Source organism: Streptomyces sp. NPDC028635 (assembly GCF_040637635.1).
Lineage (GTDB): Bacteria > Actinomycetota > Actinomycetes > Streptomycetales > Streptomycetaceae > Streptomyces.
This window is the reverse complement of record NZ_JBEZWX010000032.1, coordinates 24,537-47,556: the sequence shown is the minus strand read 5'-3', so window position 1 is coordinate 47,556 and position 23,020 is coordinate 24,537. Positions and strand designations below refer to the sequence as shown.

At 72.8% G+C, this 23,020-nt stretch carries 19 protein-coding genes; 14 read left to right on the top strand and 5 right to left on the bottom strand.

The window, feature by feature from the left end; all coding sequences use genetic code 11:
• Positions 1 to 179: 179 nt before the first annotated feature.
• Positions 180 to 803 (bottom strand): nucleotidyltransferase family protein, encoded by a 624-nt coding sequence (locus AB0E88_RS27305; RefSeq protein WP_361635643.1) that lies wholly within the window; start codon positions 801 to 803, stop codon positions 180 to 182.
• A 181-nt stretch (positions 804 to 984) separates the two neighbouring features.
• Between AB0E88_RS27305 and AB0E88_RS27300 the strand changes: the two genes are divergently transcribed.
• On the top strand, positions 985 to 1,293 hold the full coding sequence (locus AB0E88_RS27300; protein ID WP_361635640.1) for a DUF5955 family protein: 309 nt from the start codon (positions 985 to 987) through the stop codon (positions 1,291 to 1,293).
• Between the two features lie 127 nt (positions 1,294 to 1,420).
• Here the strand turns inward: AB0E88_RS27300 and AB0E88_RS27295 are convergent, their stop codons facing one another.
• Positions 1,421 to 3,793 carry an excinuclease ABC subunit UvrA gene (locus AB0E88_RS27295; protein WP_361635637.1) on the bottom strand — a complete coding sequence of 791 codons (2,373 nt, stop codon included), beginning with the start codon at positions 3,791 to 3,793 and terminating at the stop codon, positions 1,421 to 1,423.
• Positions 3,794 to 4,342: 549 nt separating this feature from the next.
• On the bottom strand, positions 4,343 to 5,146 hold the full coding sequence (locus AB0E88_RS27290) for an IclR family transcriptional regulator (RefSeq protein WP_361635634.1): 804 nt from the start codon (positions 5,144 to 5,146) through the stop codon (positions 4,343 to 4,345).
• 294 nt (positions 5,147 to 5,440) lie between these two features.
• Between AB0E88_RS27290 and allB the strand changes: the two genes are divergently transcribed.
• Together allB and alc are read left to right on the top strand one after the other, a co-directional pair.
• Positions 5,441 to 6,778, top strand: a complete 1,338-nt coding sequence (gene allB / locus AB0E88_RS27285) for an allantoinase AllB (RefSeq protein ID WP_361635631.1) — start codon at positions 5,441 to 5,443, stop codon at positions 6,776 to 6,778.
• Between the two features lie 71 nt (positions 6,779 to 6,849).
• Entirely contained in the window at positions 6,850 to 7,965 is a 1,116-nt protein-coding gene (gene alc / locus AB0E88_RS27280; RefSeq protein ID WP_361635628.1) for an allantoicase, read from the top strand.
• Between the two features lie 91 nt (positions 7,966 to 8,056).
• On the opposite strand, the gene AB0E88_RS27275 is transcribed toward alc, so the two are convergent.
• Positions 8,057 to 8,800: an SDR family oxidoreductase gene (locus AB0E88_RS27275; RefSeq protein ID WP_361635625.1), complete on the bottom strand. Its 744-nt coding sequence runs from the start codon at positions 8,798 to 8,800 to the stop codon at positions 8,057 to 8,059.
• Positions 8,801 to 8,948: 148 nt separating this feature from the next.
• Here AB0E88_RS27275 and AB0E88_RS27270 point away from each other — a divergent pair, with 148 nt between their 5' ends.
• From AB0E88_RS27270 to AB0E88_RS27255, 4 genes are all read left to right on the top strand, one after another.
• Positions 8,949 to 9,344 (top strand): ribonuclease domain-containing protein, encoded by a 396-nt coding sequence (locus AB0E88_RS27270; protein WP_361635622.1) that lies wholly within the window; start codon positions 8,949 to 8,951, stop codon positions 9,342 to 9,344.
• Between the two features lie 393 nt (positions 9,345 to 9,737).
• Positions 9,738 to 10,994 carry a histidine kinase gene (locus tag AB0E88_RS27265; protein ID WP_361635619.1) on the top strand — a complete coding sequence of 419 codons (1,257 nt, stop codon included), beginning with the start codon at positions 9,738 to 9,740 and terminating at the stop codon, positions 10,992 to 10,994.
• Between the two features lie 129 nt (positions 10,995 to 11,123).
• Entirely contained in the window at positions 11,124 to 11,804 is a 681-nt protein-coding gene (locus AB0E88_RS27260; RefSeq protein ID WP_361635616.1) for a response regulator transcription factor, read from the top strand.
• A gap of 93 nt (positions 11,805 to 11,897) precedes the next feature.
• On the top strand, positions 11,898 to 13,082 hold the full coding sequence (locus AB0E88_RS27255; RefSeq protein ID WP_361635613.1) for a cytochrome P450: 1,185 nt from the start codon (positions 11,898 to 11,900) through the stop codon (positions 13,080 to 13,082).
• Positions 13,083 to 13,188: 106 nt separating this feature from the next.
• On the opposite strand, the gene AB0E88_RS27250 is transcribed toward AB0E88_RS27255, so the two are convergent.
• Positions 13,189 to 14,193 carry a Gfo/Idh/MocA family oxidoreductase gene (locus AB0E88_RS27250; RefSeq protein WP_361635610.1) on the bottom strand — a complete coding sequence of 335 codons (1,005 nt, stop codon included), beginning with the start codon at positions 14,191 to 14,193 and terminating at the stop codon, positions 13,189 to 13,191.
• 129 nt (positions 14,194 to 14,322) lie between these two features.
• Between AB0E88_RS27250 and AB0E88_RS27245 the strand changes: the two genes are divergently transcribed.
• From AB0E88_RS27245 to AB0E88_RS27215, 7 genes are all read left to right on the top strand, one after another.
• Entirely contained in the window at positions 14,323 to 15,060 is a 738-nt protein-coding gene (locus AB0E88_RS27245; RefSeq protein WP_361635738.1) for a GntR family transcriptional regulator, read from the top strand.
• 227 nt (positions 15,061 to 15,287) lie between these two features.
• Positions 15,288 to 16,292: a sugar ABC transporter substrate-binding protein gene (locus AB0E88_RS27240; RefSeq protein WP_361635607.1), complete on the top strand. Its 1,005-nt coding sequence runs from the start codon at positions 15,288 to 15,290 to the stop codon at positions 16,290 to 16,292.
• Positions 16,289 to 17,320 carry an ABC transporter permease gene (locus AB0E88_RS27235; RefSeq protein ID WP_361635604.1) on the top strand — a complete coding sequence of 344 codons (1,032 nt, stop codon included), beginning with the start codon at positions 16,289 to 16,291 and terminating at the stop codon, positions 17,318 to 17,320. The genes AB0E88_RS27240 and AB0E88_RS27235 overlap by 4 nt, the downstream gene beginning before the upstream one ends.
• Entirely contained in the window at positions 17,317 to 18,108 is a 792-nt protein-coding gene (locus tag AB0E88_RS27230) for an ATP-binding cassette domain-containing protein (RefSeq protein WP_361635601.1), read from the top strand. The genes AB0E88_RS27235 and AB0E88_RS27230 overlap by 4 nt, the downstream gene beginning before the upstream one ends.
• A gap of 147 nt (positions 18,109 to 18,255) precedes the next feature.
• Entirely contained in the window at positions 18,256 to 19,404 is a 1,149-nt protein-coding gene (locus AB0E88_RS27225; protein WP_361635598.1) for an ROK family glucokinase, read from the top strand.
• Positions 19,401 to 19,982: a sugar kinase gene (locus tag AB0E88_RS27220; RefSeq protein ID WP_361635595.1), complete on the top strand. Its 582-nt coding sequence runs from the start codon at positions 19,401 to 19,403 to the stop codon at positions 19,980 to 19,982. Before AB0E88_RS27225 ends, AB0E88_RS27220 begins: the two co-directional genes overlap by 4 nt.
• A gap of 133 nt (positions 19,983 to 20,115) precedes the next feature.
• A complete protein-coding gene (locus tag AB0E88_RS27215; RefSeq protein ID WP_361635592.1) occupies positions 20,116 to 22,989 on the top strand; it encodes an SNF2-related protein in 2,874 nt (957 codons plus the stop codon).
• Positions 22,990 to 23,020: the final 31 nt, after the last annotated feature.

Genomic DNA, 23,020 nt, shown 5'->3' with positions numbered 1-23,020 from the left:
CAACGCCACTCTGCCCTGGCACGGGGTGCCTACAGGCAGAAAATGGGGCGGTTCGCACCCGCTGTGCGGTCGGGTGCTTCTGAACAGTGGATAGTAGTTATCGCATGGTGGAAGTTCAATGGTTTGTTGATGTCGAGATTCTCTGAGTCGAGCAAAGGTGGCGCTCGGTGCCACCTCGTTCACTGAAGGTGGCCCAGGTCGGCCTCGGTGTCGATGTCGTACGGCCGCGCCACTTCCCCGCACTCGATGAGCCGTATCTCACGCGCGTGTGCCCGCAGGTACGCGCGTGCCCCGCGGTCGCCGGTGGCAGTCGCCGCGACGCCCGCCCAGTGGGCCGCGCCCAGCAGAACCGGATGCCCGCGCACGCCGTCGTACGCGGCCGACGCGAGGGTCTGCTCGTCCACGTAGGCGCCGAGCACCCGTGCGACGGCCTCCGGCCCGATCCCCGGCTGGTCCACGAGCGACACGAGGGCCGCCCGCGCCCCGGTCCCGGCCAGCGAGGCGAGCCCGGCCCGCAGCGAGGACCCCATCCCCTGCTCCCAGTCCGGGTTCTCCACGAGCACACACCCCGCAAGCCGCGCCCGCTCCCGTACGGCGTCGGCACCCGCCCCCAGCACCACGTGCACGCGCGCGCATCCGGCCGCCCGCAGGACCCCGGCGGCGTACTCCACCAGCGGGCGGCCCCGGTGCTCCAGCAGCGCCTTGGGGCGCCCGCCGAGCCGCCGGCCACCCCCGGCGGCGAGCAGCAGCCCGGCGACGGCGTCGGTGGGACGGGCGGTGCCTGTGGGGCGAGGTGTCGTCATACGCCCTGCATACCCCACCGGAGCGGGCCACGGGTTCACGCTGTGCAGCAACTCGATGACGCAGCGGACTGGCGCGGCGCGGTCGAGGTGTCGTTTACTGTCTCCCCCGCCCCGGCTCACCGCACCGGCGCGGGCCGGACGGCTCAGGGAGATCGCACGACGGAGTGCGAGGGGGAGGGCTGTGTTGCGGAGTGTTCAGCACCTGCCGGTCACCGGCGGCGAAGGGGACCTGCGCGCGAGCCGACTGCGCGCGGCGGCATCCCGACTGCACCGCGAACTGGCCGCGTACCGGGCCGAGTTACGGGACCGGGACATAGCCGAGGAAGAGCTGGCCGCACTGACGGCCATGGCCGCCCGGGGCACCCCCGAGCCGGCCCCGCTGCACCGCTCCCTGCTGCTGATAGCCGGAGCGATCGGCTCGGTGAGCGCACTGTCGGCGGCCCTGAGGGAGGTCCGCGCGGCGGTGGAGGCGTTCAGCGAACCAGGCTGACTCGAACCCCCGGGCACGACAGCGCCCCGAAAGGGGCGCGGGGAACTGCGCGACCAGCCACAGTCCGCCCGCACCCGACATGCGACGCCGGCACACGCGAAGGCGCGCGACCGCCGGCGTACGGCGCCTACCGGCCGACGTACGCCGCGAGATGCTCCCCCGTCAGCGTCGACCTCGCCGCGATCAGCTCCGCCGGCGTGCCCTCGAAGACGATCCGCCCCCCGTCGTGTCCCGCGCCCGGCCCCAGGTCGATGATCCAGTCCGCGTGGGCCATGACGGCCTGATGGTGCTCGACCACGACGACCGACTTCCCGGAGTCGACCAGCCGGTCGAGCAGCCCGAGCAACTGCTCGACGTCGGCCAGGTGCAGCCCCGTCGTCGGCTCGTCCAGGACGTAGACGCCGCCCTTGTCGCCCATCTGCGTCGCCAGCTTCAGCCGCTGCCGCTCACCGCCCGACAGCGTGGTGAGCGGCTGGCCGAGCGTGAGGTAGCCGAGCCCGACGTCGGACAGCCGGTCCAGGATCTTGTGCGCGGCCGGCGTACGCGCCTCCCCGTCGGCGAAGAACTCCTCCGCCTCGGCCACCGGCATCGCCAGCACCTCGCTGATGTCGCGGCCGCCGAGCTTGTACTCCAGCACCGACGCCTCGAAGCGCTTGCCCTCGCACTCCTCGCAGGTCGTGGCGACCCCGGCCATCATCGCCAGGTCGGTGTAGACGACGCCGGCGCCGTTGCAGGTGGGGCAGGCACCCTCGGAGTTCGCGCTGAACAGCGCCGGCTTGACGCCGTTGGCCTTGGCGAACGCCTTGCGGATCGGCTCCAGCAGGCCGGTGTACGTCGCCGGGTTGCTGCGCCGTGAGCCGCGGATCGGGGTCTGGTCGATGGACACCACACCGGCGTCGGCCGGCATCGACCCGTGCACGAGCGAGCTCTTGCCGGAACCGGCGACACCGGTGACCACGACCAGGACGCCGAGCGGGATGTCGACGTCCACGGACCGCAGGTTGTGCGTGGTGGCGTCCCGGATCGCCAGCTTCCCGGTGGGCGTGCGGACCGTCTCCTTCACACGGGCCCGGTCGTCCAGGTGGCGTCCGGTGAGGGTGCCGCTGGCCCGCAGGTCCTGCACCGTGCCCTCGAAGCAGACCGTGCCGCCCGCCGTGCCGGCCCCGGGACCGAGGTCGACGACGTGGTCGGCGATCGCGATCAGCTCCGGCTTGTGCTCCACGACGAGGACCGTGTTGCCCTTGTCCCGCAGCTGGAGCAGCAGGTCGTTCATGCGCTGGATGTCGTGCGGGTGCAGGCCGATGCTGGGCTCGTCGAAGACGTACGTCACGTCGGTGAGGGACGAGCCGAGGTGGCGGATCATCTTCACGCGCTGCGCCTCGCCGCCGGAGAGCGTGCCTGCCGGGCGGTCGAGGGAGAGATAGCCGAGGCCGATCTCCACGAAGGCGTCGAGGGTGTCGCGCAGGGAGGCGAGCAGCGGTGCCACGGAGGGCTCGTCCAGCTTGCGCACCCATGCGGCCAGGTCGCTGATCTGCATCGCGCAGACGTCAGCGATGCTCAGGCCCTTGATCTTCGATGACCGGGCGCCCTCGTTGAGGCGGGTGCCCTCGCACTCGGGGCAGGTCGTGAAGGTGACCGCCCGCTCCACGAACTCCCGGATGTGCGGCTGCATCGCCTCCTTGTCCTTGGCGAGCATCGACTTCTGGATGCGCGGGACCAGACCCTCGTAGGTCATGTTGATGCCGGCGATCTTCATCCGGGTCGGCTCGCGGTACAGGAAGTCCTGCAGTTCCCGCTTGGTGAACTTCCGGATCGGCTTGTCCGCGTCGTAGAGACCGGACTCGGTGTAGAGGCGGTGGTTCCAGCCGCCGGACTTGTAGCCGGGGACCGTCAGCGCGCCCTCGCTCAGGGACTTGCTGTCGTCGTAGAGCTGCGTGAGGTCGATGTCGGTGACCGAGCCGCGGCCCTCGCAGCGGGGACACATGCCGCCGGTGATGCTGAACTGGCGGCGCTCCTTCACGGTCTGCCCGCCGCGCTGCACGGTGACCGCGCCGGCCCCGCTGATCGAGGCGACGTTGAAGGAGAACGCCTTGGGGGAGCCGAGGTGCGGCTTGCCGAGACGGCTGAAGAGGATGCGCAGCATCGCGTTGGCGTCGGTGGCGGTGCCGACGGTGGAGCGCGGGTCGGCGCCCATGCGCTGCTGGTCGACGGTGATCGCGGTGGTCAGGCCGTCCAGCACGTCGACGTCGGGGCGGGCGAGGGTGGGCATGAAGCCCTGCACGAAGGCGCTGTAGGTCTCGTTGATCATCCGCTGCGACTCGGCGGCGATCGTGTCGAACACCAGGGAGCTCTTGCCCGAGCCGGAGACGCCGGTGAACACCGTCAGCCGGCGCTTGGGGAGCTCGACGCTGATGTCCTTGAGGTTGTTCTCGCGCGCGCCGTGCACGCGGATCAGGTCATGGCTGTCGGCGGCGTGGCCGGTCCCCGTGCCCTTGGTCATGGCATCTCCATCCGTTCGGACCCTCGATCACGGGCACCCCCGGCGCCTGCCGCCCGACCGACGCCCCACGGGTACCCGTGCCGTTCACGCTACGGGGAACCGGGTCGCCGGCGCTTCTCGAATCCTGACCTTCGCCTGCCGGCGGCGAACGGGATCAACGGCACGGGCGCGGAGCCGTCCACCCGACGGGGGCGGGCGCCTGCCCCGGCGGGGCGCGTCTGCCTACGGCGTCCACGGGAGCGTGAGGCCGCCTGCGGGGCGCCTCGGGGCGCGGGGCGCCTCCTGCGTCTACGGCGGCGGCCTCTGCCGCTCTCCGCGTCTACGGCGGCGGCCGGCGCCACCGACTCCGCGCCCCGTGTCTCGCCGGGCGGTCCTTGCCGCCCCGCTCGGCGCCCGTGGTGGGCGGCCCCGGCGCCCCCGTCGCGGGTCAGGTCGCCTGGCGCATCCGGGCGGCATCGGCGCTCCCCCCCGGCGGGGGGCGTGGCCCTGCCGTGAGTCCCCCCGGCAGGGGCTGGGCGGCGCAATCCTTCCGTGAGCCCCCGGCAGGGGTCAGGCGCCGTTGGTGCCCGAGCTGGTCAGGGCCTCGGAGAGTTCCTCGGCCACCTGCTGGAGGATCGGGACGATCTTTTCCGTGGCGGCTTCCGTGACGCGGCCCGCCGGGCCCGAGATCGAGATGGCCGCCGCCGTGGGGGAGTTCGGTACCGAGACCGCCAGGCAGCGGACGCCGATCTCCTGCTCGCTGTCGTCGACCGCGTAGCCGAGCCGGCGCACCTCCTCCAGGGAGGCCAGGAAGTCGTCCGGCGTGGTGATCGTCTTGTCCGTCGCCGCCGGCATCCCCGTGCGGTACAGCAGGGCCCGCACCTCCTCCGGCGGGTAGCCGGCGAGCAGCGCCTTGCCCACGCCCGTGGAGTGCGGCAGCACCCGGCGGCCGACCTCGGTGAACATCCGCATCGAGTGCTTGGACGGCACCTGCGCCACGTACACGATCTCGTCGCCGTCCAGCAGCGCCATGTTCGCCGTCTCGCCGGTCTCCTCCACCAGGCGCGCGAGATACGGCCGCGCCCAGGTGCCGAGCAGGCGCGCGGCGGACTCGCCGAGGCGGATCAGGCGCGGGCCGAGGGCGTAGCGCCGGTTGGTCTGCTGGCGGACGTAACCGCACGCGACCAGCGTGCGCATCAGACGGTGGATGGTCGGCAGGGGCAGTCCGCTGCTCGCGGACAGCTCGCTGAGGCCGACCTCGCCACCGGCGTCCGCCATGCGCTCCAGCAGGTCGAAGGCGCGCTCCAGGGACTGGACACCCCCCGTGGCGGCGGGTTTGGCGGAGTCGGTGGTGCTGGCGCTGGACGTCGGCACGGCGCGTTCCTTTCGGGACTGACTGAAGAGGCAGCAGCCTACCCGGCAGTCGGTTGACTCCCCGCTTGTGCGTAGCTACGTTCTATCTGACGGAATTCTAATTCCGCTTTGTGGAAACGTCCAGGGTGGGCGGATCGGGTGCACTGTGGATGAGTGTGCCCTTGACGACGCGAAGACGGGAGTGAAGACTCCCGAAGTAGCTTCAACAGTTCGTTGAAATTCCGCTGTGTGGAAGACGCGCGGAGGCCGCTGAGGCCTTCGAGGCGGCCCACGGCGGCAGAGAGAGGGGTCCGGGTGTCCGACGCTGAACTGGTCCTGCGTTCGAGGCGCGTCATCACTCCCGAGGGGACGCGGCCCGCGTCCGTCGTGGTCGCCGACGGCACGATCACCGCCGTACTCGACTACGACGCGCAGGTACCGGCCACGGCCCGCGTGGAGGACTTCGGCGACGACGTCCTGCTGCCCGGCCTGGTCGACACGCACGTGCACGTCAACGACCCGGGCCGCACCGAGTGGGAGGGCTTCTGGACCGCCACCCGCGCCGCCGCGGCCGGTGGCATCACGACCCTGATCGACATGCCGCTCAACTCCCTGCCGCCCACCACCACGGTCGACAACCTGCGCGTCAAGCAGGACGTCGCCCGCGCCAAGGCGCACATCGACGTCGGCTTCTGGGGCGGCGCCCTGCCGGACAACGTCAAGGACCTGCGCCCGCTGCACGACGCCGGCGTCTTCGGCTTCAAGTGCTTCCTGTCGCCGTCCGGCGTGGACGAGTTCCCCCACCTCGACCAGGAGCAGCTCGCCCAGTCCATGGCCGAGATCGCCGGCTTCAACGGCCTGCTGATCGTGCACGCCGAGGACCCGCACCACCTCGCCGCCGCCCCGCAGCACGGCGGCCCCAAGTACACGGACTTCCTCGCCTCCCGCCCGCGCGACGCCGAGGACACCGCCATCGCGAACCTCATCGCGCAGGCCAAGCGTCTGAACGCGCGCGTGCACGTGCTGCACCTTTCCTCCAGTGACGCGCTGCCGCTGATCCGCGCCGCCAAGGCGGAGGGCGTGGCGATCACCGTCGAGACCTGCCCGCACTACCTGGCCCTCACCGCCGAGGAGGTCCCGGACGGCGCCAGCGAGTTCAAGTGCTGCCCGCCCATCCGTGAGGCCGCCAACCAGGACCTGCTGTGGGAGGCGCTCGCCGACGGCACGATCGACTGCGTCGTCACCGACCACTCGCCCTCCACCGCCGACCTCAAGACCGACGACTTCGCCACCGCCTGGGGCGGCATCTCCGGCCTCCAGCTCAGCCTGTCCGCCGTGTGGACCGCCGCCCGCGAGCGCGGCCACGGCCTCGAGGACGTCGTCCGCTGGATGTCGGCGCGTACGGCCGCCCTGGTCGGCCTCGGCTCCAAGGGCGCCATCGAGGTCGGCCGCGACGCCGACTTCGCCGTCCTCGCCCCCGACGACACCTTCACCGTCGACCCGGCCGCTCTCCAGCACCGCAACCGCGTCACCGCCTACGCCGGCCGCACCCTGTACGGCGTGGTCAGGTCGACCTGGCTGCGCGGCGAGCGGATCGTCGCCGACGGCGAGTTCACCGAGCCCAAGGGCCGTCTGCTCAACCGGTCCGCCTGACCGAAGGAGCCCCGTCGCCCACTCCCACCCCCGTAGCGACTTGTAGAACCGAAAGGCAGGAACCGATCACCGTGACGGCGATACCCAGCTTCACCGGCGACGCGAACCCCTACTCCGGCGGCGACCCGTACGCGGACTACCGCACCGCCGACTTCCCCTTCACCCACCACGCCAACCTCGCCGACCGGCAGCTCGGCGCCGGTGTCATCGCCGCCAACGACGAGTTCTTCGCCCAGCGCGAGAACCTGCTGGTCCCCGAGGCCGCGGAGTTCGACCCCGAGCACTTCGGGCACAAGGGCAAGGTCATGGACGGCTGGGAGACCCGCCGCCGGCGCGGTGCCTCCGCCGCGCACCCGTGGCCGACCGAGGACGACCACGACTGGGCGCTGATCCGCCTCGGCGCCCCCGGCGTGGTCCGTGGCGTCGTCGTCGACACCGCCCACTTCCGCGGCAACTACCCGCAGGCCGTCTCCCTCGAGGCCACCTCCGTACCGGGCTCGCCGTCGCCCGAGGAGCTGCTCGCCGACGACGTGAAGTGGACGACGCTCGTCCCGCGCACCGCGGTCGGCGGCCACGCGGCCAACGGGTTCGCGGTCGACGTCGAGCAGCGCTTCACGCACCTGCGCCTCAAGCAGCACCCCGACGGCGGCATCGCGCGCCTGCGGGTGTACGGCGAGGTCGTACCGGACCCGAAGTGGCTCGGGGTGCTCGGCACCTTCGACGTGGTCGCCCTGGAGAACGGCGGCCGGGTCGAGGACGCCTCCAACCTCTTCTACTCGCCGGCCACCAACACCATCCAGCCGGGCCGCTCCCGCAAGATGGACGACGGCTGGGAGACCCGCCGCCGGCGCGACCAGGGCAACGACTGGATCCGCTACCAGCTCGTCGCCCAGTCCGAGATCCGCGCCATCGAGATCGACACCGCCTACCTCAAGGGCAACAGCGCCGGCTGGGCGTCGGTCTCCGTCAAGGACGGCGAGGACGGCGAGTGGGTGGAGATCCTCCCGCGCACCCGGATGCAGCCCGACACCAACCACCGCTTCGTCCTGCCGGAACCGGCCGTCGGCACCCACGCGCGCGTGGACATCTTCCCCGACGGCGGCATCTCCCGCCTGCGCCTGTTCGGTTCGCTGACCGAGGCCGGCGCGACCCGCCTGGCGGCCCGCCACCAGGAACTGGGCGGCTGACCCGCAGCCCCCGAAGGACCCGTGGGGCGCACCGGCCTGACAGCACCGGTGCGCCCCACGCGCGTGCACCCGTCCGCCGCGGGGCGTTCGGTCAAGCCGAGTGGCCGCCGTCCACCGTGAACTCCGCGCCCGTGACGTACGCGGCGCCCGCGAGGTGGGCCACCGTGACGGCCACCTCCTCGGCCCGCCCGAAACGGCCGAGGGCCGTCATCGCGGCCTGGCCGTCCGCGTACGGCCCGTCGGCGGGGTTCATGTCGGTGTCGATCGGGCCGGGGTGCACGATGTTCGCCGTGATCCCGCGCGGCCCCAGCTCCCGCGCCAGTGCCTTCGTCAGCCCCACCAGGGCCGCCTTGCTCATGGCGTACAGCGTGCCGCCGGGCCCCGGCACCCGCCGGACCATGCACGTGCCGATGGTGACGATCCGCCCGCCGTCGGACATCCGCGCGGCCGCCGCCTGTGAGGCGAGGAACACCCCGCGCACGTTCACGGCGAGCACCCGGTCCACCTCCGTGACCGGCAGGCTCTCCAGCGGGCCGAGCACGCCCACCCCCACGTTGTTCACCAGCACGTCCAGGCCGCCCAGCGCGTCGGCGGCCCGGCCCACGGCGCCCGCCGCCTCGTCCGCGTCCGCCGCGTCCGCCCGCAGCGCCACCGCCCGCCGCCCCAGCGCCTCGACGGCCCGTACGACGTCCTCGGCGGCCTGCTTTCCCTGGACGTAGGTCAGCGCCACGTCCGCGCCCTCGCGCGCCAGCCGCAGTGCCGTCGCCGCCCCGATGCCCCGGCTGCCACCGGTGACGAGGGCCGCCTTCCCGTGAAGAGTCGTGTTCTGTGTCATGCCTTCATCCCAGCGCCCTCGCGCCGCGATGACCGGCGGGCAACGGACATCGAGTCGAGTTAACGGCGCGCGAACACCCGGGAGGGAAAGGCGGAGACTCCGTGATTGTCATTGACATGCCAGCGTCTACGCGCGTCATCATGCCGCCATGAGATTCCCCCCACGCATCTCGCGGCTCGGCGCCGCAGCCGCAGTCCTGTCCGCCCTCCTCATGGGCGGCACCGTCTCCGCCACCCCGGCCGGCGCCGCCGCCGCGTCCGTCGGCAGCATCTGCTACAGCGATCTGCCCTCCCAGGCACACGACACGCTGAACCTGATCGAACAGGGCGGCCCCTTCCCGTACGACCAGGACGGCGTCGTCTTCCAGAACAGGGAAGGAGTCCTGCCGAGCCGGACGAGCGGCTACTACCACGAGTACACGGTGATCACGCCCGGCTCACCCACCCGCGGCGCCCGCCGCATCGTCACCGGTGAGCAGCAGCAGGAGGACTACTACACCGCCGACCACTACGCCACGTTCGACCTGGTCGACTTCGGCTGCTGAGGCTGCCGAGCGGCCGGGCCCGGGGCCGGCCGGAGGCGTGAAACCGGCGGCCCGGGGCCGGTCGGAGGCGAAGAGTCGGCGGCCCCGGGGCCCGGCCGCAGTCCGAGGGCCGGCGTACCGGGGCCCGGCAGCAGCCTGGGTCCCGGGGCCTGTGGCCCGAACGTGCCGCCGAGCCTGCGGCACGGTCCGCCTCACTCCGCTGTCTCGAGCAACGTCTCCGCGCATCCCCCACCCGCACCCCCCACCCGCATCGGCCACGCGTCGAGGCGCGCGCGACCCGGGTGGCGGGGTGGCGGCGGCGCCTGCGACCAAAGTCGGCGCCCGGGCGACTTCGGTCGACGATCGCCCGCACCGGCGGGTGCGGCCCCCTCGCGCTCCGTAGATTGGTCGCTCGTGAAGTGGACTGCGAAGGACGACGGAGCGGCGCAGGTGCCGGTCCTGCCCGGCCGGCGGTGGTGGCTGCCGTCCGCCCTGACCCATGAGCTGGACCCGGTCACCGGACGCGCCGGACGGTTCCGGCGCACCGCGCGCGACTGGGTCGTCGACTTCTCCTGCTTCGCGCTGGCCGTCGTCATCGGGCTGACCGCCGCCCAGTCGGTGGGCGACAACCCGCACGTGCCGCACGCGCTGGCCGTCGCCGACCAGATCCTCGGCGTGCCGGCCTGCGCGGCCGTGTGGCTGCGGCGCCGCTGGCCCGTCGCCCTCGCCATCGCCCTGACCGCGGTCAACTTCGTCTCCGACACGGCCGGCGGCGCCTACCTCATCGCCCTGTTCACCCTGGCCGTGCACCGGCCCTTCCGGTACGTGGCCTGGGTGGGTGCGGCCGAGCTCGCGATCATCCCGCTGTACTACTGGGTACGGCCCGACGCCGACCTGTCCTATCCCGCCGCCGTCGCCTTCATCTACGTGCTCGTCGTCGCCGTCGTCGGCTGGGGCATGTTCGTGCGCTCCAAGCGGCAGTTGCTGCTCAGCCTGCGGGAACGCGCGCGGCGCGCCGAGTCGGAGGCGAGGCTGCGCGCCGAGCAGGCGCAGCGGCTCGCCCGCGAGGCCATCGCACGAGAGATGCACGACGTGCTCGCGCACCGGCTCACCCTGCTCAGCGTGCACGCCGGGGCACTGGAGTTCCGCCCCGACGCCCCCGGCGAGGAGATCGCGCGGGCCGCCGGCGTCATCCGGGAGAGCGCCCACGAGGCCCTACAGGACCTGCGGGAGATCATCGGCGTCCTGCGCACGGGCGACGCCGACGACGCGGGCCGGCCGCAGCCCACGCTCGCCGCGCTGGAGGCACTGGTCGCCGAGTCCCGCGAGGCCGGCATGAAGGTCACGCTCGACCAGCACGTCACCGACGCCGCCGGCGTCCCCGCCTCGGTGGGCCGCACCGCCTACCGCATCGCCCAGGAAGGCCTGACCAACGCCCGCAAGCATGCCCCCGGCACGGAGGTCGCCGTCACGGTCGCCGGGGCCCCGGGCGACGGCCTCACCATCGCTGTACGCAACCCGGCTCCCGACCACGAGCCCCCGCCGGTCCCCGGCTCCGGCCAGGGGCTGATCGGCCTCACCGAACGCGCCACCCTCGCGGGCGGCCGCCTGGAACACGGCCCGCGCGCGGACGGCGGTTTCGAGGTACACGCGTGGCTGCCGTGGGGGTGAGGCGGGGCGCGCGTGGCGCGTGCGGTGGTGCGTGGTGATGTGACGGCTTTGCAGAAGGGGCCGGGGCCGGGCGGCGCCTGCGGTCGAAGCCGCGCGCGGGGCGCGCTGCGGCCGTGGTTTCGTAGGGCCATGACTGCGATCAGAGTGCTCCTCGTCGACGACGACCCGCTGGTGCGGGCCGGGCTGTCGCTGATGCTGGGCGGGGCCGACGACATCCGGATCGTCGGTGAGGCGGGCGACGGGGGCGAGGTGGCCGAACTCGTGGACCGCACGCGCCCGGACGTCGTGCTCATGGACATCCGCATGCCGTCCGTGGACGGACTGACCGCCACCGAGGGGCTGCGCGGCCGTGCGGACGCGCCGCAGGTCGTGCTGCTGACCACCTTCCACGCCGACGACCAGGTCCTGCGCGCCCTGCGCGCGGGCGCCGCCGGGTTCGTCCTGAAGGACACCCCGCCCGCCGACATCATCGACGCGGTCCGCAGGGTCGCCGCCGGGGATCCGGTCCTGTCGCCCGCCGTCACACGGCAGTTGATGCTGCACGCGGCCGGCACCGCCGCCGACACCCGCGGCGCACGCGCGCGTGAACAGCTCGCCACGCTGGCCGAGCGGGAACGCGAGGTCGCCGTCGCCGTGGGCCGCGGCCTGTCCAACGCGGAGATCGCCGCCGAACTGTTCATGAGCGTCGCCACCGTCAAGGCGCACGTCTCGCGCATCCTGGCACGCCTCGGCCTCAACAACCGGGTCCAGATCGCCCTGTTGGCGTACGACGCCGGACTCGTCGACGAAACCGGCCGCGGCGGGCACTGACGGCCGCGCTCGCGCGTTGGCAGGAGAGTCAAGGCCGTTCAGCGGCCGGTCCGCGCCGGCCGGCCGGGTCCGGCCAGAACAAGGGGGAGAGCCGTGGGCGAAGTGATCGACGTCGAGGAGTTCGGCACCGGGTTCACCGAGAACCCGCATCCGGCGTACGCCGCGCTGCGCGAGCGCGGCCCGGTCCACCGGGTGCGGCTGCCCACGGGCGAGGGGTACCAGGAGACCTGGCTGGTCGTGGGCCACGAGGAGGCGCGGGCCGCGCTCACCGACCCGCGGCTGGTCAAGGACACCGCCCGGGTCGGGCTGACCTTCCTGGACGACGAGTTCATCGGCAAACACCTGCTCACCACCGACCCGCCGCAGCACACCCGGCTGCGCGGGCTCGTCACCCGCGCCTTCACCATGCGCCGGGTGGAGCGGCTGCGGCCGCGGATCCAGCAGATCACCGACGACCTCCTCGACGCGATGCTGCCGCTCGGCCGGGCCGACCTGGTGGAGTCCTTCTCCTACCCGCTGCCGATCACGGTGATCTGCGAACTGCTCGGGGTGCCCGAGCTGGACCGCGCGGAGTTCCGCCGCATGTCGACGGAGGCCGTAGCGCCCAGCAGCGCCGCGACCGAACAGGACGCGTTCGCCCGGCTCGGCGCGTACCTCACCGGCCTGATCGAGGACAAGCGCCGCGCCGGCCCGAGCGACGACCTGCTCGGCGACCTGATCCGCACGGTGACGGAGGACGGCGACCGGCTCTCCGCGGACGAACTGCGCGGCATGGCGTTCCTGCTGCTCATCGCCGGCCACGAGACCACGGTCAACCTCATCACCAACGCCGTGCACGCCCTGCTCACCCACCCCGCCCAACTCGCCGCCCTGCGCGCCGACCGGAGCCTTGTCGACGGAGCGGTGGAGGAGACGCTGCGCTGGGAGGGGCCGGTGGAGAACACGACGTTCCGCTTCGCCGTGGAGCCGCTGGAGATCGCGGGCCGGTGGATCGGGCGGGGCGAGCCGGTGCTCGTCGGACTGACCGCCGCCGACCGGGACACGGACCGCTTCCCCGACCCCGACCGCTTCGACATCCGCCGCGACACCCGCGGCCACCTGGCCTTCGGCCACGGCATCCACTACTGCCTCGGCGCCCCCCTGGCCCGCCTCGAGGCCCACATCGCCCTGCGGTCCTTGCTGGAACGCGCCCCGTCCCTCGCCCTGGCCGCCCCGCCCGGCCCCTGGCTCCCGGGCACGCTGATCCGAGGCGTACGGAGCTTGCCGGTGAGCTGGTAGGGAGGGAGCCGAGGCGCGGGCGCACGCGTGGCCCTCCCCCCGGCCCCGACGCCGGCTCGGGCCCTGACGCTGGCCCGCGCCTGCCCCGACGCCGCCCCGGGCGCGCCTACGCCCCCGCCACCTCCGCCAGCCGCACCGGCCGCCGCTCGCGTCGCGACACCTCGCAGGCCTCGGCGATCCGCAGTGCCTGCAAGGCCTCGCGCCCGTCGCAGGGGTTGGCCCGCTCGCCCCGGACCACCTCCACGAAGGCCATCAGCTCCGCCTCGTACGCGGGCGCGAAGCGCTCCAGGAAGCCGGTCCACGGTTTGTCGGCGGCCGGCGGCCCGGTCGGCTCCGTGGACGCGATCGGTGTGCGGTCGTCCAGCCCGACGACGATCTGGTCCCGCTCCCCGGCGAGCTCCATGCGCACGTCGTACCCGGCGCCGTTCAGCCGGGTCGCCGTGGCGGTGGCGAGCGTGCCGTCGTCCAGGGTCAGCACCACCGCGGCGGTGTCCACGTCGCCCGCCTCACGGAACATCGCCGGCCCGGCGTCGGACCCCGCGGCGTACACGTCGGACACCTCCCGGCCGGTGACCCAGCGCAGGACGTCGAAGTCGTGGATCAGCGTGTCCCGGTACAGGCCGCCGGACAGCGGCAGCCACGCGGCGGGCGGCGGCGTCTGGTCGGAGGTGACCGCCCGTACGGTGTGCAGCCGCCCGAGCCGCCCCGAGCGCACCGCCTCCCGGGCGCCCGCGTAGCCCGCGTCGAAACGGCGCTGGAAGCCCATCTGCAGCACCGTGCCGGCCGCCTCGACCTCCGCGATCGCCTGCAGCGTGCCCGGCAGGTCCAGCGCGATCGGCTTCTCGCAGAACACGGGCAGCCCCGAGCGCGCCGCCCGGCCGATCAGTTCCGCGTGGGCCTGCGTCGCCGTCGTGATCACCACCGCGTCCACGCCCCAGGTGAAGATCTCGTCCACCCCGGGCGCCGCCGTCTCGCCCAGCCGCAGCGCGAGCTCCTGGGCCCGAGCCGGGTCGGCGTCCGTGAGGATCAGCGAACCGACGTCGCGATGGCGACTGAGGGTGTTCGCGTGGATGGTGCCGATCCGGCCCGTACCGATGACCCCGATGCGCATGGAAACAAAGTGAGGTCGCGATCCGGCCCCTGTCAATGCGTATGTCCGGACAACCGAACTACACAACTTCCCGTCAACAGCGCTCGGAGCTACGCTCGGGCCGTGCCGAAACCAGAAGTGGACCCGACCGTGCAGCTCGAACTCCGTGTGGACCGCAGCTCTCCCGTGCCGCTGTACTTCCAGCTCTCCCAGCAGCTCGAGGCCGCGATCGAGCACGGCACCCTCACCCCGGGCAGCCTGCTCGGCAACGAGATCGAGCTCGCCGCACGGCTCGGCCTGTCCCGGCCGACGGTCCGCCAGGCCATCCAGTCCCTGGTCGACAAGGGTCTGCTGGTGCGCCGCCGCGGGGTCGGCACCCAGGTCGTGCACAGCCAGGTCAAGCGGCCGCTGGAGCTCAGCAGCCTCTACGACGACCTGGAGGCGGCGGGGCAGCGTCCGGCGACCAAGGTCGTGGTCAACGCGATCGTCCCGGCGTCCGCCGAGGTCGCGGCGGCCCTCGGGGTCGCCGAGGGGGACGACGTCCAGCGGGTGGAGCGGCTGCGGCTCGCACACGGCGAGCCGATGGCGTACCTGTGCAACCACCTGCCGGCCGGGCTGCTCGAACTGGACACCGCGCAGCTGGAGGCCACCGGCCTCTACCGGCTGATGCGCAGCGCCGGGATCACCCTGCACAGCGCCCGCCAGTCGATCGGGGCCCGCGGCGCGAGTGCCGACGAGGCCGAGCGGCTCACCGAGAGCGAGGGCGCCCCGCTGCTGACCATGCAGCGCACCACCTTCGACGACACCGGGCGCGCGGTGGAGTACGGCGACCACATCTACCGCCCGAGCCGCTACTCCTTCGAGTTCCAGCTGCTCGTACGGTCCTGACTCCGCTGCCGCCGTTCCGGCGCCCCTGGCTCCGCTCCCGTCGCTCCCCGCCCGTTTCGTCGCAATGTCCGGACAATGAGACCGGCGTGGGCTCCCCGGGCGCACGGCGGGGGTGAGCCGTGCCCGATACTGGAGCGTTTGGGGCCGGTGGGACTGCTGAGGCAGACGAGACCACTGGGCCCCCTCGCAGGACACCGCACAGCAGACAGCAAGAAGGGCACGGCCTCGTGGCACGGTTTCGGACGTGGGCAGGGATCGCGTTGGCGGGGGCACTGTGTGTGTCCCTGTCGGCGTGCAGCAGCACCGGCGGCAAACGCGCCGAGGACGCCCGCAAGGCCGCGGCCGCACAGGGCCGGGCGGCGGTGAACACGCCCCGCTGGACCTTCGCGATGATCACGCACTCCGGCGACGGCGACACCTTCTGGGACATCGTCCAGAGCGGCGCCAAGCAGGCCGCCGTCAAGGACAACATCAACTTCCTGTACTCGCACGACGACGAGGCCCAGCAGCAGGCGCAGCTCGTCGACGCCGCCGTCGACAAGAAGGTCGACGGCATCATCGTCACCCTCGCCAAGCCCGACGCCATGAAGGCCGCCGTCGCGCGCGCCGAGAAGGCCGGCATCCCGGTGATCACCGTGAACTCCGGCTCCGCCGAGTCCAAGGCGTTCGGAGCGCTCACGCACGTCGGGCAGGACGAGACGATCGCCGGTGAGGCCGTCGGCGAGGAGCTGAACAAGCGCGGCAGGAAGAAGGCCCTGTGCGTGCTGCACGAGCAGGGCAACGTCGGTCACGAACAGCGCTGCGACGGCATCGGCAAGACCTTCCACGGCACCCTGCAGCGTGTCTACGTCAACGGCACCAACATGCCCGACGTGCAGTCCGGCATCGGGGCCAAGCTCCAGGCCGACCCGTCCATCGACGCCGTCGTCACCCTCGGCGCCCCCTACGCCGACACCGCCGTGAAGGCCAAGACGGACGCGGGCAGCAAGGCCGAGATCGACACCTTCGACCTCAACGCCAAGGTCGCCACCGAACTCCGCCACGGCACCCTCGGCTTCGCCGTCGACCAGCAGCCCTACCTCCAGGGCTACCAGGCCGTCGACCTGCTGTGGCTGTACAGGTACAACAACGACGTCCTCGGCGGCGGGCGCCCGGTCCTCACCGGCCCGCAGATCATCACCAAGGACCAGGCCGCCGCGCTGCAGGAGTACGCGAAGCGAGGCACCCGATGACCGCCACCACCGCGGACGAACGGCTCCTGGAGACATCGCCGCTGCGCAAGCTGCTCGCCCGTCCCGAGCTGGGCTCGGTGGTCGGCGCCGTCGCGGTCTTCGTCTTCTTCGCGTTCTTCGCCGACAGCTTCCTGCGGGCGTCCAGCCTCAGCACGGTGCTGTACGCGTCCTCGACCATCGGGATCATGGCCGTCCCGGTCGCGCTGCTGATGATCGGCGGCGAGTTCGACCTGTCGGCCGGCGTCATGGTGACGTCGTCGGCATTGATCTCGTCCATGTTCAGCTTCCAGGCGACCGCGAACGTCTGGGTCGGCGTCGGTGTGTCCCTGCTGGTCACGCTGGCCATCGGTGCCTTCAACGGCTTCATGCTGACGCGCACCAAGCTGCCCAGCTTCATCATCACGCTGGGCACCTTCCTGATGTTGACCGGCATGAACCTCGGCTTCACCAAGTTGATCGACGGCACGGTGTCGACGAAGACCATTGCCGACATGGAGGGCTTCGCGACCGCCCACGACGTCTTCGCCTCGACCTTGACCGTCGGCGGCGTCGACATCAAGGTCACCATCCTGTGGTGGCTGGCCCTGGTCGGCGTCGCCTCCTGGATCCTGCTGCGGACCCGCACGGGCAACTGGATCTTCGCTGTCGGCGGCAACCAGGACGCGGCCCGCGCGGTCGGCGTCCCCGTCGCGAAGACCAAGATCGGCCTGTACATGGGCGTGGCCCTGGGTGCCTGGATCTCCGGTCAGCACTTGCTGTTCAGTTATGACGTCGTCCAGTCCGGCGAGGGCGTCGGCAACGAGTTGATCTACATCATCGCGGCGGTCATCGGCGGCTGCCTGATCACCGGCGGCTACGGCAGCGCGGTCGGGTCCGCCGTCGGCGCCCTCATCTTCGGCATGACGAGCAAGGGCATCGTCTTCGCCGAGTGGAACCCCGACTGGTTCAAGTTCTTCCTCGGAGCGATGCTGCTCCTCGCGACCCTGCTCAACGCCTGGGTCCGCAAGCGCGCGGAGGCCACGACATGACGCAGACCGAGGCCCGCACGGCACTCGTCGAGCTGTCGGACGTCAGCAAGCACTACGGGAACATCCGCGCCCTGGAGGGCGTGTCCCTCGAGGTCCACGCGGGGGAGATCACCTGCGTCCTGGGCGACAACGGCGCCGGCAAGTCAACCTTGATCAAGATGATTGCCGGACTGCACCAGCATGACGAGGGTGTACTGCGCATCGACGGCGAGGAGACCCGCCTGTCCTCGCCCCGCGCGGCCCTGGACCGCGGCATCGCCACGGTCTACCAGGACCTCGCGGTCGTCCCGCTCATGCCGGTGTGGCGCAACTTCTTCCTCGGCTCCGAGCCGCGCAAGGGCGTCGGCCCGTTCAAGCGCATGGACGTCGACCACATGCGCCGCACCACGCGCGCGGAACTGCTGCGCATGGGCATCGACCTGCGCGACGTCGACCAGCCCATCGGCACCCTGTCCGGCGGCGAACGCCAGTGCGTCGCCATCGCGCGGGCGGTCCACTTCGGCGCGAAGGTCCTGGTCCTGGACGAGCCGACGGCCGCTCTCGGGGTGAAGCAGTCCGGCGTGGTCCTCAAGTACGTGGCCGCGGCACGTGACGAGGGTCTCGGTGTCGTACTGATCACCCACAACCCCCACCACGCCTACCTGGTGGGCGACCGCTTCGTCCTCCTGAAGCGCGGCACGATGGTGGGCAACCACACACGCGACGAGATCACCCTGGACGAGCTGACCCGGCAGATGGCGGGCGGAAGCGACCTGGACGCCCTACGCCACGAACTGCAGCGCCCCTGAGGGGCGCCGGGCTGTGTCCCTGTGCGGCTCCGCCGCGTGGACGCGGGCGCGAACAACCGGCACGCACCCGCACCCGGCGTAAATGATCAACCACTCCTCGGTTCCCCGTTGGTCGCCGAAGGCACCCGTGGGGCAGAATCGGCGGCGATGAGCACCTACGGCACCTTCACGGCCCCCATCGGCTCCCGCCGGGCCACCGCGCTGCGGACCGTCGGCACCAGGGAGCGCCGGTCCCACCTGACCGCCCCCCGCGTGCCCACCGTCGGCATCGACATCGGTGGCACCAAGGTGATGGCCGGTGTCGTGGACGCCGACGGCAACATCCTGGAGAAGCTCCGCACGGAGACCCCGGACAAGTCCAAGAGCCCCAAGGTCGTCGAGGACACCATCGTCGAACTGGTGCTGGACCTGTCCGACCGGCACGACGTGCACGCCGTCGGCATCGGCGCGGCCGGCTGGGTCGACGCCGACCGCAACCGTGTCCTGTTCGCCCCGCACCTGTCCTGGCGCAACGAGCCGCTGCGCGACCGCCTCGCCGACCGCCTGTCGGTGCCGGTGCTGGTCGACAACGACGCCAACACCGCCGCCTGGGCCGAGTGGCGCTTCGGCGCCGGCCGCGGCGAGGACCACCTCGTCATGATCACGCTCGGTACCGGCATCGGCGGCGCGATCCTCGAGGACGGCCAGGTCAAGCGGGGCAAGTACGGCGTCGCGGGCGAGTTCGGCCATATGCAGGTCGTGCCCGGCGGCCACCGCTGCCCGTGCGGCAACCGCGGCTGCTGGGAGCAGTACAGCTCCGGCAACGCCCTGGTCAGGGAGGCCAGGGAGCTGGCCGCCGCGGACTCTCCGGTGGCGTACGGGGTCATCGAGCACGTCAAGGGCAACATCGCCGACATCAACGGCCCGATGATCACCGAGCTGGCCCGCGAGGGCGACGCGATGTGCGTGGAACTGCTCCAGGACATCGGCCAGTGGCTCGGTGTCGGCATCGCCAACCTCGCCGCCGCCCTCGACCCCTCCTGCTTCGTCGTCGGCGGCGGCGTCTCCGCGGCCGACGACCTGCTGATCGGCCCCGCCCGGGACGCCTTCAAACGGCACCTGACCGGGCGTGGCTACCGCCCCGAGGCGCGCATAGTGCGGGCCCAGCTCGGCCCCGAGGCCGGCATGGTGGGCGCCGCCGACCTGGCGCGGCTGGTCGCCCGGCGGTTCCGCCGCGCCAACCGGCGCCGGGTGGAGCGCCACGAACGCTACGAGCGGTACGCCGAGGCGCGCCGCGCGGCCCGGGACTCCGCATGACCGCCTCGCTTCCCCACCAGGCGCCCCCCGCCGACGAGCCGGAGGAGCAGGGCGAGGACCGCAGGCACCGGATCCGCCGCCGGGCCCTCACCCTGCTCATCATCGTGCTGCTCATCGGCGTCCCGGCCGGCTACCTGGTGATCTCGGCGAACCAGAGCCGTGACAGCGGGAAGGACAAGGAGGCGAAGTACTCGGCGACCGGCCTGACCGCGGGCTGGCCGTCCGGGGTGCAGCGCCGCCTGTACCAGGTGCCGATCCCGAGGCAGTCGTACGAGGTCGCCTACTACGAGACCAACAACTGGAAGACCAGCCGTCTCTACGTCCAGTTCCAGACCTCCGCGGCGAACCTGGACAACTTCCTGCGGTGGATCGGCGCCCGCCGCAGCGACCTGCGGCCGGACGACATCGCCATCAGCGACCGCGACCAGAAGATCACCGGCTGGAAGTTCACCGGCCCCGGCCCGTACAGCGGCCTGGTGCACGAGCAGAAGAACCCCGCGCCCACCCAGGACATCGTCGTGAACACGGCCGACCCGGACAACCCGATGGTGTACGTCGTCTCCCGCACCGTGCCCTGAGCCCGGCCGTCGCCCGCCGGTCGTCGCCGGCCATGCGTCCCGGCGCGTCCCGGCCGGCGGAGCCGATTGTCAGACCCCGCCCGTAGAGTCGAAGACGTCCGATCCGACGCGTGGACGGGAGGTGGCAGAGCGTATGAGTGAGGTGCCCGCGATGGCGGAGCGTGCCGGGCACACGGCCGGCCCGCCCGCGACGGCCGAACGCGTTCCCGTGCGGCTCGCGGCCGTCTTCCTGCCGGCCCCTCTGCCGCGCGAGAGCCGCATCGCCTTCTGGGACCCCGACGAGGGCCCCCTGCCCGAGCAGACCGGCGCAGAGCCGGTCGACCTGACCGTCGTACGGCCGCACGGCGCGTCCGTCCGCCGCCACCGGACCCCGGCGCTGTCCCTCCCGCTCGACACCGCCCTGCCGCTGCTGGCAGGCGCCCGCCGCGACCCGGCCGCGCACCCCGCCACCGCCTGCTGGGGCGCGGCCGCGCTGCACGCGCTGCGGCTCACCGCGCGCGGACGCCTGCTGCCCGGCCTCACCCCGACCGGCCACGACGCCTGGCGCGCCGGGCCGCTCGACCCCGACGACATCGCCCACCTGCGCGCGGTCGCCGCCGCGCTGCCCGCCGAGGGGCACGCCGTCCCGCTGCCCGGCCCGGGCCCGCTGCGGCTGCCCGACCCCGAGGCGCTCCTGCGCGCCTTCCTCGACGCGGTCGCCGACACCCTGCCCCGCACCCCGGCCGCGCCGTACGCCTCCGGCAGGCCGTTCGCCGCCCGCGAACCGGTCCGGCTGCCCGGCGCGCAGGACTGGGCCGCCGAGGTCGCCGCCGGCATGGACGCGGGAGTCCGGATCTCGCTGCGCCTGGACCTGTCGGCGACCGACCTGTTCGACCAGGGTTCCGGCGGTGCGGGCGCGCGCGGCGCCGGCGCGGCCATCGTGCAGGTGCACAGCCTCGCCGACCCCACCCTGGTCACCGACGCGGCAGCGCTGTGGGCGGGCGAGGCCGACGCCGCCTTCGGCCCCCGCGCGCGGGTCGACGCCGCGCTCGCCGTACGGCGCGCCGCCCGCGTGTGGCCCCCGCTCGCCCGGCTCACCGAACAGGACGCGCCCGACGTGCTGGCCCTGTCCGAGGACGAGCTGGGCGACCTCCTCGGCGTCGCCGCCACCCGGCTCGCGGCCGCCGGGGTCGCCGTGCACTGGCCGCGGGACCTGGCGCACGACCTCACCGCCGCCGCGGTGGTCCGGCCCGCCCCGGGCTCCGCGACCGACGGCACCGGCTTCTTCGAGAGCGAGGACCTGCTGCAGTTCCGCTGGCAGCTCGCTCTCGGCGGCGACCCGCTCTCCGAGACCGAGATGGACACGCTCGCCGAGGCCCACCGCCCGGTGGTGCGCCTGCGCGACCAGTGGGTGCTCGTCGACCCGGCGCTCGTCCGCAAGGCACGCAAGCGCGACCTGGGCCTGCTCGACCCCGTCGACGCGCTGTCCGTCGCCCTCACCGGCACCGCCGAGGTCGACGGCGAGACGGTCGAGGCCGTCCCGGCCGGCGCGCTGGCGGCCCTGCGCGACCGGCTGACCGCCGGTGTCGCCCCGGCGGAGCCGCCCGCCGGACTGCACGCCACCCTGCGCGACTACCAACTGCGCGGGCTGGCCTGGCTGGAGCTGATGACCTCCCTCGGCCTCGGCGGCTGCCTCGCCGACGACATGGGCCTCGGCAAGACCATCACCGTGATCGCCCTGCACCTCAAGCGGGCCCGCAGCGAGCCGACCCTGGTGGTGTGCCCGGCGTCCCTGCTCGGCAACTGGCAGCGGGAGATCACCCGGTTCGCGCCCGGCGTCCCCGTCCGCCGCTACCACGGCCCGGACCGCAGCCTGGACGACCTCGACGGCGGTTTCGTCCTCACCACGTACGGCACCATGCGCTCGGCCGCGCAGACCCTGGCCGAACAGGCGTGGGGCATGGTGGTCGCCGACGAGGCCCAGCACGTGAAGAACCCGTACTCGGCGACGGCCAAGGCGCTGCGCACGCTCCCGACCCCCGCGCGCGTGGCGCTGACCGGCACCCCGGTCGAGAACAACCTGTCCGAGCTGTGGGCCCTGCTCGACTGGACGACCCCCGGCCTGCTCGGCCCCCTGAAGTCCTTCCGCGCCCGGCACGCGCGTGCCGTGGAGACGGGCGAGGACGAGGAGGCCGTGCAGCGTCTGGCCCGTCTGGTCCGCCCGTTCCTGCTGCGGCGCAAGAAGTCCGACCCCGGCATCGTGCCCGAGCTGCCCCCCAAGACGGAGACGGACCACCCGGTGCCGCTCACCCGCGAACAGGCCGCGCTGTACGAGGCGGTGGTGCGCGAGTCGATGCTCGCCATCGAGGTCTCCGAGGGCATGGCCCGCCGCGGCCTGGTGCTGAAACTGCTCACCTCGCTGAAGCAGATCTGCGACCATCCCGCGCTGTATCTGAAGGAGGACCACGGCCCGGCCGCCGGCGACCGGCTCGCCCACCGTTCCGGCAAGCTCGCCCTGCTCGACGAGCTGCTGGACACCCTGCTCGCCGAGGACGGCTCCGCCCTGGTCTTCACGCAGTACGTCGGCATGGCCCGTCTGATCACCGCGCACCTCGCCGCCCGGGCGGTCCCCGTCGACCTGCTGCACGGCGGCACCCCCGTCCCCGAGCGCGAGCGCATGGTCGACCGCTTCCAGGCCGGTACGACACCGATCCTGGTCCTGTCCCTCAAGGCCGCGGGCACCGGCCTGAACCTCACCCGCGCCGGCCATGTCGTCCACTTCGACCGCTGGTGGAACCCGGCCGTGGAGGAACAGGCCACCGACCGCGCCTACCGCATCGGCCAGACCCAGCCGGTCCAGGTGCACCGGCTGATCACGGAGGGCACCGTCGAGGACCGCATCGCGGAGATGCTCGCCGCGAAACGCGCCCTGGCCGACGCCATCCTCGGCTCCGGCGAGTCCGCCCTCACGGAACTGACGGACCGTGAACTGTCCGACCTGGTCTCGCTGCGGAGGGAGGCGCGATGACACCGACGGACGACGACGGCACGGCCCACGG